Source organism: Niastella sp. OAS944 (genome assembly GCA_024809215.1).
Classification (GTDB): Bacteria; Bacteroidota; Bacteroidia; order Chitinophagales; family Chitinophagaceae; genus Niastella.
Genome location: JANUBW010000013.1, coordinates 61,177 through 73,956 on the forward strand (window position 1 = coordinate 61,177; position 12,780 = coordinate 73,956).

The 12,780-nt window shown below is 39.0% G+C and carries 14 protein-coding genes; 1 reads left to right on the plus strand and 13 read right to left on the minus strand.

Annotated elements, in window-relative coordinates; all coding sequences use genetic code 11:
* Positions 1-22 precede the first annotated feature (22 nt).
* Entirely contained in the window at positions 23-301 is a 279-nt protein-coding gene (locus tag GGD38_RS34180; RefSeq protein ID WP_375297947.1) for a hypothetical protein, read from the minus strand.
* Between the two features lie 190 nt (positions 302-491).
* Between GGD38_RS34180 and GGD38_RS34185 the strand changes: the two genes are divergently transcribed.
* A complete protein-coding gene (locus GGD38_RS34185; protein ID WP_375297946.1) occupies positions 492-710 on the plus strand; it encodes a helix-turn-helix domain-containing protein in 219 nt (72 codons plus the stop codon).
* Positions 711-1,064: 354 nt separating this feature from the next.
* On the opposite strand, the gene idi is transcribed toward GGD38_RS34185, so the two are convergent.
* From idi to GGD38_RS34245, 12 genes are all read right to left on the minus strand, one after another.
* Entirely contained in the window at positions 1,065-1,622 is a 558-nt protein-coding gene (gene idi / locus GGD38_RS34190; RefSeq protein ID WP_375297945.1) for an isopentenyl-diphosphate Delta-isomerase, read from the minus strand.
* A 221-nt stretch (positions 1,623-1,843) separates the two neighbouring features.
* Entirely contained in the window at positions 1,844-2,344 is a 501-nt protein-coding gene (locus tag GGD38_RS34195) for an RNA polymerase sigma factor (protein WP_081199290.1), read from the minus strand.
* A 315-nt stretch (positions 2,345-2,659) separates the two neighbouring features.
* Positions 2,660-3,538, minus strand: coding sequence for a MerR family transcriptional regulator (locus GGD38_RS34200; RefSeq protein WP_375297944.1), 879 nt, complete (start codon positions 3,536-3,538; stop codon positions 2,660-2,662).
* A 214-nt stretch (positions 3,539-3,752) separates the two neighbouring features.
* Entirely contained in the window at positions 3,753-4,496 is a 744-nt protein-coding gene (locus GGD38_RS34205; protein ID WP_375297943.1) for a tyrosine-protein phosphatase, read from the minus strand.
* A gap of 38 nt (positions 4,497-4,534) precedes the next feature.
* Positions 4,535-5,473, minus strand: coding sequence for a GDP-L-fucose synthase family protein (locus GGD38_RS34210; RefSeq protein WP_375297942.1), 939 nt, complete (start codon positions 5,471-5,473; stop codon positions 4,535-4,537).
* Positions 5,474-5,568: 95 nt separating this feature from the next.
* A complete protein-coding gene (gene gmd, locus GGD38_RS34215; RefSeq protein ID WP_375297941.1) occupies positions 5,569-6,684 on the minus strand; it encodes a GDP-mannose 4,6-dehydratase in 1,116 nt (371 codons plus the stop codon).
* A complete protein-coding gene (locus GGD38_RS34220; protein ID WP_375297940.1) occupies positions 6,672-7,433 on the minus strand; it encodes a glycosyltransferase family 2 protein in 762 nt (253 codons plus the stop codon). The genes gmd and GGD38_RS34220 overlap by 13 nt, the downstream gene beginning before the upstream one ends.
* Position 7,434: 1 nt before the next feature.
* The gene (locus GGD38_RS34225) at positions 7,435-7,995 is read right to left on the minus strand and encodes a WcaF family extracellular polysaccharide biosynthesis acetyltransferase (protein WP_375297939.1); all 561 of its coding nucleotides are present in this window, start codon (positions 7,993-7,995) and stop codon (positions 7,435-7,437) included.
* Between the two features lie 57 nt (positions 7,996-8,052).
* The gene (locus GGD38_RS34230; protein ID WP_375297938.1) at positions 8,053-9,138 is read right to left on the minus strand and encodes a glycosyltransferase; all 1,086 of its coding nucleotides are present in this window, start codon (positions 9,136-9,138) and stop codon (positions 8,053-8,055) included.
* Positions 9,139-9,197: 59 nt separating this feature from the next.
* Positions 9,198-10,283: a glycosyltransferase family 4 protein gene (locus GGD38_RS34235; protein WP_375297937.1), complete on the minus strand. Its 1,086-nt coding sequence runs from the start codon at positions 10,281-10,283 to the stop codon at positions 9,198-9,200.
* A gap of 27 nt (positions 10,284-10,310) precedes the next feature.
* Positions 10,311-11,198: a glycosyltransferase family 4 protein gene (locus GGD38_RS34240; protein WP_375297936.1), complete on the minus strand. Its 888-nt coding sequence runs from the start codon at positions 11,196-11,198 to the stop codon at positions 10,311-10,313.
* A 226-nt stretch (positions 11,199-11,424) separates the two neighbouring features.
* The gene (locus GGD38_RS34245) at positions 11,425-12,765 is read right to left on the minus strand and encodes an O-antigen polymerase (protein ID WP_375297935.1); all 1,341 of its coding nucleotides are present in this window, start codon (positions 12,763-12,765) and stop codon (positions 11,425-11,427) included.
* Between the last annotated feature and the right edge of the window lie 15 nt (positions 12,766-12,780).

The window sequence follows — 12,780 nt, forward strand, 5'->3', positions numbered from 1 at the left end:
CTGTGCAGGTACACTGAAACTATCACAGATCAGATCGTTGATTAATTAAGAAAACGGCTTCTACCAGCGATTCCATTTTTTCATAAAAGTAAATATGATCATTTCGCTGTTGGCCATCTTGTGAAATGCTACGGCTGCTGCTTACAATTTCTACCATCCAGTTCCAGAGCGTTTGCCTAACCTCTTGTAAATGGTAGCATTCAAAAAAATTTTCAATCGTAAGCCGGGGGTTCTTTAATTCATCTTCACTTAGCCGAAGAGGTTGATTATGCCACTCAGGATGGTTATTAAGGGACCGCATAACAAATAAAGTTAATGGTGAAGGAAATTTCAATTTAAAAAGGGTAAGCAGCCTGTTAAAATCGGCAGTCTTACCGTGCAATCCCCTGATAATGCTCAAACGAAGATAATAAATTTTTTAATATGATGTACTATATCACAGCCAAAAAATTAAAAAAAAACTTCATCTTAACTGTCTAATACAATCACCATTGGCTGCTAACCATCAGATATTGAAAACGTTTGGCGCTAATTTGCGCCATTTTAGAAATGAAAAGGGCTTGAGCCAGCGCGATTTATACGCAATTTGTAATATTGACAATGCCGAAATAAGCAGAATGGAGAACGGCGAGGTAAATGTTACGCTTAACACACTGGCACAGCTATCTGAAGCTTTGGATATTCCGGCTTATATGCTACTTAAGCAGTAGTAATCACATACAGGAGAGGGAATTGAAGAACAGGCATTTCCAGAAATAAAAATCCCCCGCCAGCTGGCGAAGGGATTCAGGTAATTTTAATGTACCTTAAAAAGCATGTCCTATCGGCTTCTCATAGTTATTGATACACATAACCTTTTTGAGGTTTCATTTAGTAACAGCACTATTTCTTCGTTCATAAGATACCGTTTTAAAAACGGGGGCTCCTTTTCGAAGGCTATTGGACTTTGAAAAATCAAAAATAGCTTTCAAAACAGCGGGTATAGGCCAGCTTTACCCATCAATTATATAAAATGATCAATATGTTTACAGGCCGCTAAGGGTTTTCTGTAGTGTTGTAGAAAATTATGAAGAAAGTTTTTGAGGAAAGTTCTTCATCAGGTTATCCGAAGCCCATTGTTGCACTTTAGGAAATGCAATATTGAACCAGGCCGTATATTTCTGCGGATGTGATAATAAAGTTGCTTCTATTTCTTCAAGGCTTTTATAACAATAGTCTTTTACTTCCGTAGGGTCGGGCGTCATTCTGCCCTCATACAACCCAACAAATACATGATCGAATTCGTGTTCGGTAAGTCCGTGTTCAAATTCGGCCAGGTATACAAAATCAAACACCTTTTCGAGTAAAGTAGTAAAGCCCATTTCTTCCTGCAGGCGACGGGTGGCAGCATGTAATGTATCCTCGCCCGGCAGCGGATGACTGCAACAGGTATTGGTCCATAAACCACCGCTATGGTATTTGCCCTGAGCCCGTTGCTGTAATAGCATTTCACCCTTACTATTAAAAATAAAAATACTAAAGGCGCGATGAAGCACCGCCTTGCGATGGGCTTCCATCTTTTCCATTACTCCAATGGGCTCATCCTGTTCATTGACCAATATAACATCGGTTACTTTACTCATGATACAAAGTTGCTAAATAATCACGGTGTAACCATGATTGCAATTACAAAATCATGTTTTCAAATCGCCTAACCGAAAAAGGACAATAAAACAGGGCCTTTTTAAATAAAAGGAGTTCAATACCAGTTACTGAATGTAAATGAAAATTATCCCCAAGGCAAACAATCATGGATATATACAATATATCCTACTACGATCTGTGGCAAATAAACGGGCACTAATTAATGCCTTTCTATTTGTGTTTTTAACAGTTTACGGGCAAAGTGTATGCGGCTTTTTATAGTGCCTAAGGGCTCACTGAGCATATCTGCAATTTCATGGTATTTAAAACCATCGAAATATAACAGGAAAGGGTTTCTGAATATCTGGGGCAGATTATGAATTGCCTCCTGAATATCTTTTAACCGCAAATTTGATTCAGCATTATTAGCAACTACGCTTTGAGTTTGATTTATAAGAAAATCATTAGGAGTACTATCGAAGATAGTATTCTGTTTAACTTTTCTCCGGTAATTGTTAATAAAAATGTTGCGCATGATAGTATACAGCCAAGCCTTGATATTAGTGCCTACGCTATACTTATCCTTATTTGCCAGTGCACGAAACAGCGTTTCCTGAAATAAGTCTTTTGCGGCCTCAGAATCTCTCGTCAATGTTATTGCAAACGGCTTTAAAAACTCCGCATTGTTCACCAGCATTTGATTAAATTCCACCGTCGACATAAAAAAGTTGTTTAAGTAATTTCACTTCAAATTTAAACATAAATTGCTTACGGGAAAAATCCGGGTAATTAATAATTCTATAATAAAATATCAAACCACCCGAAACGCTTACCAGGCCTTGATGCTAAAGCGTTTAGCTGAAACACCATTGATTTGCACGCCTGAACACTGCCGGCAAATCCGTTGGCCTTCAACGAAGAGTATGACATTACAGAATCATTTATCCCCTATATGGATTGACGATTTAAAGCCTGAAATATTTGTTAATGAATTGAAAATTTGGCCGAATGCGGAGATATTAAGGAAATGAAAGGGCTAAATCATGGCAATAAATTCCAACACTTCGCCCAGGGTGCGTTTAAGGAGAATACCTGAAGGGAGTTTTTTGAGATTACAATTAGCTAATTGGCCCGAAACTATGATCTGGGCCTGTGGCGTATGCTGCCTGATCTTACTGAGGAATTTTTCGAAATTAAAATTACCGGCTATACAGGTGAGGTGAGTATAAAGATAATCGGGTTGTTTGCAGGAGGTTATAAATTCAAGATCATGAAAAGGCACATTGGCCCCCAGGTATATTACCTGTACGCCCCTGCTTTTGAGTAAATAGTAGGTGTATAATAAACCCAACTCATGATATTCGCCTTCGGGCAGAAAAAGGATCACTTTTTTGTTTACCGTAATGTGAGAAACCACACTTTCAATGCCCACTATGAGCTTTTGCCTTATAATATTGGTAACTACGTGTTCCTGAGCCGGATGAATATGGCTGGCCTGCCATAAAATGCCTATTTTATCGAGAAAAGGAAAAATAAGAAAGCTGATTACCTTATCTATTCCTTTAGCCATAATATAATTATCAAGCAGGTCTTCAAACCGCTCCAGGTCAAGATCGATCATATATTGCAACAGGTCGTTCACCAGCCGCTCCTGTTGCGCTTCTATATGCGAAAGCGAGACTATTTTTTCCCGTACTTCCTGCGAGCTCATCTTGTCGATATGGGAAATTTTATACCCGTATTTATTGAGCAAAGCGATGTTTAAAACGATCTTTAATTCTTCATTGGTGTAATAGCGAATATTGGTGGAAGTGCGTTGCGGACGTAAAAATGAATAGCGTTGCTCCCATATACGTATTGTATGGGCCTTAATACCAGAAAGATTTTCCAGGTCCTTTATAGTAAACGCATTCATATACAATTAACTACAAAGTGTAAAGGGATTTTGTTTAACATGCTCAAAGAATGCTTAAACCAACCTTTTAAGCCAGCTTTTCCTTCGCAATATAAGCAAAACATTTACAAGCAGTTATAATGCTTTTATGAAACTGCTCCAAAGTTGCTCACTGGCAAACCTTTACAAGAGCTTTTTGAAGACGGAAAAAGGATACAAATCTCAGTGAGGGAAATTACAGTGTGGGATTCAGAAGTTGACCACTGTCAAGAAGGCCCATAACCGGCTCCATAATGTTATGAGCGTTTCTAAGCGTTTCGAGATGGCGGAAATGATGGCAATCGGTACCTAATAAATTTACATACTGCTTGCCGATAAGATAGTGAGCAAGTTGTTGAGAAGCTTTTCCATAATAACCAGCAAGCGACAATATATTCAATTGAAAATAGCAGCCTGCATCCTTCAATTCATCGTACCATTTTCTATCGCTCATAAAATACAAATACCGTTCGGGATGTGCCAGCACAGGCTGGTAGCCCTTCATTTGCATATTGAACAGCTTGTCTTTAAAATTTATCGGCGTGGTTACAAAAGAAAATTCAACCAATACCCAGTTTTTATGGATAGTAAGGAGCGGAACGTTGTTTTCCAATAATTCATCAAAATGTTCATCAAGGAAATATTCGGCAGCCGCAGTAACCGGAACATTTGAATTATTTTGTTGCTGGGCCGCCTGCTGCAATTCCTGGTATGCGGCGCCAATAGTAGTAGCATCATTCTTATACATATCCCACAGAATATGCGGGGTTGTAATAAATTTCCGGTAACCCAGATCCTGTAAGCCGTTGATCAGTTCCAGTGAGGTCTCTGTATCAGGCGATCCGTCGTCTATGCCAGGCAATAAATGCGAGTGCATGTCGGCCACAAGGCCGCTCAGATCGAGACGAGGTTTTTTCTTTTTATTGAAAATAGAAAACATGCCAGATTGTTAACAAAATTTTTATACCGGAAACAAACCTACAAACCTGCGTCATACAATTGCGAAAATTCGCGGTATACCTTTTCCAATCCTTCCCGCAGGTCTATTTTAGCTTTCCAGCCCAGGTTATTCAATTTTTGAACATCCATCAGTTTACGTGGCGTTCCGTCGGGTTTCGACAGGTCATGTTCAATATTGCCAGTATAACCAACAACCTCCTTAACCATCAATGCAAGGTCTTTTATCGTAATATCTTCCCCTGTGCCTATATTAACAAAGCCGGCATCATTAAAGTTTTGCATTAAAAAATAACAGGCCTCGGCCAGGTCATCGGCATGCAAAAACTCCCTTTTGGGCTGCCCCGTACCCCACATTACCACCGACGGTGTATTGTTAAGCTTAGCCTCATGGAATTTCCTTATTAACGCCGGTAACACATGTGAAGTTTCCAGGCTATAATTGTCATTCGGGCCATACAGGTTAGTAGGCATAACCGAAATAAAATTACAACCGTATTGGGAACGATAGGCATCGCACATTTTAATACCTGCAATTTTAGCAATTGCATAAGGTTCGTTGGTTGCTTCCAGCTCCCCGGTGAGCAAATAATCCTCTTTCAATGGCTGTGGCGCCATTTTAGGATAAATACAGGAAGAGCCCAGGAACATGAGCTTTTTAACATTATTCAAATAGGCGTTATGAATAATATTCGACTGGATCATTATATTTTCATAAATGAAATCGGCCCGGTAAGTATTGTTGGCCAGAATACCACCCACTTTTGCAGCAGCCACAAAAACATAGTCAGGTTTTTCCTGTTGCATAAATGTTTGTACCGCCTGTTGGTTACGCAGGTCTAACTCGGCCGACGTACGCAACAATAAATTTGTAAATCCTTCCTTTTGTAATTTCCTAACAATGGCTGAACCTACCATGCCCCGGTGGCCGGCTACGTATATTTTATCTGTCTTATTCACCTTGAATATTATAAATATGAAATACAAAGTATGAAGCGTTTTGTTCAACACTTCATACTTCATTATTATTTTATCTGCCTTTGAAAAACTTGGGCTTATTCAAATTGATTGCGCACATAGTAACCCGATTGCTGCAATAATTTTTCTTTTTTAAACAACTCCACATCATTATCCATCATGTCTTTAACCAATGCGGGCAGATCGTATTTGGGTTTCCATCCCAGTTGTGTTTGCGATTTGGTAGGATCACCGATCAGCAGCTCTACTTCTGTAGGCCTGTAATATCTTTTATCTACTGCAATTACTTCCTTACCAATTTCAACCTGATACTCGGGATTGCTGCAACTTTTTACTACACCTATTTCCTGCTCAGCTTTTCCTTTGAATTCCAGTTCAATACCCACCTCCTTAAACGCCATACGAACAAAATCACGAACGGGGGTAGTAACACCGGTAGCGATAACGTAATCTTCCGGCTTTTCCTGTTGCAGTATCAGCCACATAGCTTCCACATAATCTTTTGCATGACCCCAGTCGCGTTGAGCATCCAAATTTCCGAGATAAATTTTATCCTGAAGACCCAGTGCTATTTTGGCTACGCCGCGGGTGATCTTTCTGGTTACAAACGTTTCGCCACGCAATGGTGATTCGTGATTGAACAAAATACCATTCACAGCATACATACCATACGCCTCGCGGTAATTCACCGTGATCCAGTAGCCGTATAATTTGGCGACAGCATAAGGTGAGCGGGGATAGAAAGGCGTTTTTTCTGATTGTGGCACTTCCTGAACCAGACCGTACAGCTCAGAGGTAGAAGCCTGGTATACTTTTGTTTTTTTCGTTAAACCCAATAAACGAACAGCTTCCAATATACGCAGGGTACCAATACCGTCGGCATTGGCAGTATATTCCGGCGTTTCAAAGCTTACATGCACGTGGCTCATAGCCGCGAGGTTGTAAATTTCGTCTGGCTGGGTTTCCTGTATAATACGAATAAGATTAGTAGAATCGGTAAGGTCGCCATAATGTAGCTTAAAGCGCACATCCTTCTCATGTGGGTCCTGGTATAAATGATCGATGCGCTCAGTATTGAATAAAGAGCTTCTGCGCTTAATACCGTGAACAATGTATCCTTTTTTCAGTAACAGGTCGGTTAAATAAGCACCATCCTGCCCGGTTACCCCTGTAACCAATGCTACTTTTGCCATATGTTGATCGGGTTAAATTGTAAAATTTTTCGAAGTGGTTTTAGCCACGTAGTAAAAAAATAAGGCTGCAAATTATTCAATTTCCAGGCCAGTACATCTTCTTTATTGGCCCTTAATCTGTTTTTTAATGAGGCATTACTCATACCTCCGGCCCGCATTTTCACCAACACTTCCGGAATATAATGTACACAAGTATCGTATTTTAACAATACCCGTAACATTAATTCATAATCGGCTGCCGAACGCAAGGTGGTATTAAACATACCGCACCGTTCATAAATATGCCGGCGTACAAAAAAAGTCGGATGTGGGGGCATCCAACCATAATACAAATATCTTTTCTTATAGTTACCCGCCTTCCAGGTACGGGTAATTGACTGTACATTATCTGATCTTACATATTGCAGGTCACCGTAAACTGCTTCTACACGGGGATCTTCAAAAGCTTCTGCTACTTTTGACAGGATAGCTGGCCCTGTATAAAAATCGTCAGAGTTTAAAATGCCAACAATATCACCGGTTGCCAGCTGCACCCCTTTATTCATGGCATCGTAGATGCCATTATCTTTCTCCGAGATGACCCTGGAAACATGTTTAAAGTCATCTACTATGACTAAAGTTTCATCTTTTGATGAACCATCAATAATAATGTGCTCAACAAATGGATATTGTTGAGCCGCAACACTTGCTAATGTATCTTTAATAGTGTTTGCACTATTATAAGTAGCAGTAATAATGGAAATAGTCATGTTACTCACTTACCACTCTTTGCTTTACTAAAGTTGCCGGGTTTCCCTGGTAAATTGAATACTGTTCAAGGTTACGGCTGGCTACTGACATGGCAGCCAATACGGCATGTGTTTCGCAGGTTACGCCGGGGCATACCAATGATTTTGCACCTATCCAAACACCATCTTTCAATATAATAGGTTTCACCATCAAGTCAAAAGTAACCTTGGTATAATCATGGTTGCCGGTAAGCAACATAGCGCCTTGTGAAATACAAACGCTTTTTCCTATGCGTACATCTGCGAGGTTATCAATCCAAACACCCTCTCCTATCCAGGAATAATCGTCGATAACCAGCTTCCAGGGATATTTAATATTTATAGCAGGTTTCAACACTACGCCTTTGCCAATTTTCGCCCCAAACAATTTCAACCAGAATCGCTTTATACCTGAACTTATATTTAACGGATTAGTGAAAAAAAGCGCATTCACTATGTACCACGACATCTGTTTTATTTTACCTGCGCCTATTTCCCGTTTATACCAATCGTTGTTATATGTTGAGTGATCTACAGAGGTCATAGTTTTTTTAATTAATCACTTTATGTTGCACCCCTTCTTGCCAGTAACAACAACTGCTTAATCTAATAGCTCATGCATCAATTTCAATTGCTGTTTGGCAATATTTTTCAATGAGAAATGAGCTTGCACATACTCAAAACATTTACATGCGTTTGACGACAGATTTGTATAGGGCTCCTGTTTTATTTTATTAAATACTTCTATAAGCATAGCAGTATCCGGTTCAGCTTTAAGCGCCAGGCCATTTTCATGAACTTCCGGAAAATTAGTTCCTGAAGAAATTATAGGAATCAATCCGTACTGCATGGCTTCCAATACAGAGGTGGGGAAGCCTTCACTATAAGAAGGCAGCAGATAAAAATGACATCGCTCAAACAATGCCTTTTTTTCTTCTCCATATACAGATCCCAGGTACTTAATATTGTTAGATTGATCAAGGTAAGGTTGAATACGCTCCAGCTCTCCCTGGTCGGGACCGGCAATTAACAAATTATAACTAGGTGAATTGTTTAAAGAAGATTTTGTCCATGCTTCTACCATGGGCAGTACCCCCTTTTTAAAATGCAATCGCGCCAGGAATAAAAAGTTAATTACATCATTTTTCTTAGCGGCAGGCGCTTCCACTACATCTACTCCATTGGGAATATGGATAATTCTTTTTTTTGGGAAATATTTTTTAAGATTACCCATCTCAATTTTTGATACCGCCCGTATTACATCTGCCTGTTTACCCATGCGCCGCTCAAACAAATTGAGGTATATTGTTTTTTTAAGTTTTTTTTGACTCATGCTCCAGGGCTCAAGCATACCATGTGGAGAATAGACCCATTTAAAACCTTTCTTCCTGAAGTAAGCTCCCCATCTTGTTGGGAACTGCCAGGCGCCATGGGTAAAAAAAACAGTTTTACGAATATCAAGATGCCGTTGTTCAATCAATTTTTCAACCGCCGTTATATGGATAGAAGAAAGCTGAACCGGATCAATGGCGTCAATCTCATTAAAATTGGGAACAGTTGGGAACCACAATTCTGACACCACCTGGTGATTTTGCAAATGTTTGGCAGTAGCAATAGCTGAGTTCCATATGCCAAAATTTACTGTTTGCGCGTTGTCTACGATGTTAATGACTCTGAAATCGCCCATTAAATTAGAACTGCTTGTATAGTTGTGTTTTTTTGAAAATGTTATGTTACCTGATAACGTTACAGGTTATTGAATAGCGTCTTCCACTTTTCGTATATGGAATCTGAGTTGTACTTTAAAGTGTCCTTCCTGGCATTTCTCCCAAATTCAACCCGCTTCTTTTCATCTGCCATCAACTCCTCCATTCCTTTCGCAAAGCTATCTTCATCGTACAGGTTAACCAGTATGCCATCATTTGGTTTAATCACATCTTTGGGTCCAGTGGGGCAATCAAATGCAACCACAGGTAAACCACAGGCACGGGCTTCAAGCAAAACAAATGGCAGCCCCTCGTACCTCGATGATAGCAAAAACAGGGAAGACCGCAGGTAGCAGTCAATTATATTTTTTTGATAAGGGACCAACTGCACCTGTTTTTCAAGATTCTTTTCTTTGATTTTATTTATCAAAAGTTCCTTCATTTCTCCATCACCAACAATCGAAAGTGTCCATTCGGGAAACTTTTTTAATGGCTTCTCAACCATATCAATTAAAATGTCGAATCCTTTTTGATGTGTATAACGTCCAACGGCTAATAATTCCTTAGATAAACAAGTTGATGTTTGATCGGGATAAAACGACACCTCGTAGGGAATGACATGGCATTTATTTATTCCAAGCTGGTAATACTTTTTTTGATCGCCTTCTGTAAGCACTACTACGCCGTCGAGTTTTTTATATAACCACTTTCTTACATAGTTTGAATAACCTGGCGTAGCGTCATATGCCAGGTTTTCCCATGCTAAATACCTGTTTAAAGGGTTACGACCTTTTAACCGCGAAAGCATAAATCCTATACCATGACTGGTACTTACAATGATCTTTTTTTCGCCTTGTGTATATTTATTGATCAACCCTACAGTCTTGGGGTTATCTACTAAAACTCTTTTTAAGAGTGAAGAGGTAGCAGGCCTGTTTAAATGTATGATATTGATAGAAGGGTCAATGGCATAATAGGGCAACCCCTCTTTACTATAAATACTGATAACGCTTACCCTTTTACCATGCCGGGCTAATGTGTTCGATAAATTCACAACTGCACGCTCGGTTCCGGAAGGTTTTGTGATGTCAAAAATTACAAATACTATTTCTGTAAATAACGCCATTACTTAGTTTGATTTATTTTAACCAGCTCATCCGTGCGAACAGATGCTATAAATTTGTTTTGCGTTGTAGGCAGATGAGACTCTGTCCATATTATCAATACTCTTTGCTTTCAGCTTTAATCGAAAAGCCTCATCGGCAACTAGCTTTCGCATAGCCTGATAGTATTCGTCGGTTGCTTCGTTTTTACAAATCAGGGCATTTTCTCCGTTTACCAACAAATCAGCAGCAGCTCCAACATTATCGCTACTAATGATAGGCAGGTGCGATGCAATGGCCTCATTAATTACCAACGCCCATCCATCATATCTGCTGGCGAAAACAAAAATATCCGATATATTAAAATAATACGGGACATCCTCTTTCTCAATAAAACCAAGGAAATTGATCTTTTGATTGCCAGCCGCCAGCGCTTCCAGTTCGGCACGCAGTGGGCCTTCTCCTATAATCAACAGGCGTACATTAAACTCCGTTGAAAGTTTATTAAACGCATTAATTACAAGATCGATGCCTTTTCGATGGCTTAACGTTCCCGATGTAAGGAATACGATCTCATCAGCACTGCGGCAATTATTATATATTGTTCGCAGCTTCTCGGAGTTCAATTGGCCGTTTTGAAACTTCTTTATATCAATGCTATAAGGAATATTATGAATAGGCTGCTTGTAGCCATAGTGTTTGAAACTATTGACAGCTCTTACACCAATAGCCAATAGTCCATTAGTGGCCAGCCTAACGGGTAATAATCCAATACGCTTAAGTGCAAACTTTATTTTATTGGGTGTAGGTTGTAAAGGTTCGCCCCAGAAAAAAACTTTTTTTCCTTTGAGCTTGCTTAAAATAAGGGCCATCACACCATTGGGCGACCAGTAAGCGCCATTTATTATAACTACATCCGCTTTGTCCTTACGTAGCACATTGATTATTGAAAAAGAAAAATGAAAGGATAAAAACCGTTTGTTTAAAAAACGAAATAACCCGGTGTTCCTTAAGAAAGTTATTTTGTATTCCTTGTTTAAGGAGTCAAGGTTCCAATAACGGTCTGAAACTGAATCGGAAAAATATACAATTTGAAGTGAATAATATTTTTTCAATTCTTCAAAAAGGTCCAGTTGATAAGGTGTTGGCACGTTAGTATAAAAACTAAGTAAAGGCTTCATTTCTATTCGCTTTTTCTGGTGCAGTTACTTCCACCTTTTTTGTAAAAAACCGCTTTAAAACCCATATAGGAATAAACATATATACAGCATGGTCTACTTCCTGGGGAAGGTACCCTCTTGTAATCCACTGAAATGTAACCAGGGATAGTATCAGAAATGATATTAAACTCAGGTTATTATTAAAATCAACCTTTAAAGAGTATCTACGCAGCAATACTCCCCAGAAAAAATGCCCAATAACAATACCCAGCCATCCGAGTGCAATAAACATAGCTCCCACACTCAATGTAGCTTCTCCGGTGTATTTACCCCACCACGCTTCATACGCGCTTAAGGTAATTGCTAGTTGCGGTGGTGGATAAAAATCATCCTTATTGGTCAGGATAGCCCTAGGTATCATTCGTATGAAAATATACCCGAACAAAGATACCCCATAATCATACTTAACCGACTTATAGGGATCATCGTACAACTTATATACACACATATCAGCCAATGCTCCCCTCGACTGGTCAAAAATTGTTTCAGCTTTATATTCTGTAGGGTCAAATTTTAATTTATCATAATTTCTGCTAATCAACACCCTTCTATTTTCTGTTGAAAACATGATCAGGTATAAAAAAAAGACAGCCAGTAGCAACCCCCCAATAACCATCCGGGTTGTTATTTTTCTTCGCAGGATTAAAATAAAAAGAATACCAAAAAGAGTTAAAATAATCCTATACCGAAAACCTAAAATCGAAAAAAGGAAAAAAGACATGGCAAGCCATATAATAATTTGCTTTCGGGGAAAGTCGTACAAAAAAGCCAGCAGTAAAATTGTTATAAGAGAATCGGTAAAATTTTGCAAATAATAACTGGCGCCTTCAGCTCCCATACCAACAATATCAGATCCCAGAAATACATTTTGAACATTAATACCACCTAGCGCCATATTCATTAGCACGATGCCGTAGGTTACATAGAATAATATTGAAATGCTTTTTGTAGGATTTATAAGAACCTTTTCGATTTTAGGAGCGGCCCTTTTTCTTGGAAATTTTTTGAGAAAAAAGCCAATACCCAGAAAAAATATAGCGAGCCAGCTAAAGAAAAATCCGGTTGCATAATAGTCATAATAATAGGTCCCGTTCAAAACCTTCTTATCTGAAAGGAAAAAATACAATGGAGAAAATAGAAGATATTGCAAATAAACTATCAATGTCCATATGAAAATAAAATTATTCTTCCATTGACTTTTTTTCAGTCCGGTTCCTAAAAAAATAACAAACGTCAATCCCAATAAACTAAGGATTGGAAAAATAAAGTCGTTGCTTACAACCATATTATAGCACGTGAA

Coding starts and splice junctions, on each gene's coding strand:
- idi (WP_375297945.1), bottom strand. CDS start 1,622: ATGAGTAAAGTAACCGATGTTATATTGGTCAATGAACAGGATGAGCCC.
- GGD38_RS34205 (WP_375297943.1), bottom strand. CDS start 4,496: ATGTTTTCTATTTTCAATAAAAAGAAAAAACCTCGTCTCGATCTGAGC.
- gmd (WP_375297941.1), bottom strand. CDS start 6,684: ATGGCAAAAGTAGCATTGGTTACAGGGGTAACCGGGCAGGATGGTGCT.
- GGD38_RS34225 (WP_375297939.1), bottom strand. CDS start 7,995: ATGACCTCTGTAGATCACTCAACATATAACAACGATTGGTATAAACGG.
- GGD38_RS34180 (WP_375297947.1), bottom strand. CDS start 301: ATGCGGTCCCTTAATAACCATCCTGAGTGGCATAATCAACCTCTTCGG.
- GGD38_RS34235 (WP_375297937.1), bottom strand. CDS start 10,283: ATGGCGTTATTTACAGAAATAGTATTTGTAATTTTTGACATCACAAAA.
- GGD38_RS34220 (WP_375297940.1), bottom strand. CDS start 7,433: ATGACTATTTCCATTATTACTGCTACTTATAATAGTGCAAACACTATT.
- GGD38_RS34195 (WP_081199290.1), bottom strand. CDS start 2,344: ATGTCGACGGTGGAATTTAATCAAATGCTGGTGAACAATGCGGAGTTT.
- GGD38_RS34230 (WP_375297938.1), bottom strand. CDS start 9,138: ATGGGCGATTTCAGAGTCATTAACATCGTAGACAACGCGCAAACAGTA.
- GGD38_RS34200 (WP_375297944.1), bottom strand. CDS start 3,538: ATGAATGCGTTTACTATAAAGGACCTGGAAAATCTTTCTGGTATTAAG.
- GGD38_RS34245 (WP_375297935.1), bottom strand. CDS start 12,765: ATGGTTGTAAGCAACGACTTTATTTTTCCAATCCTTAGTTTATTGGGA.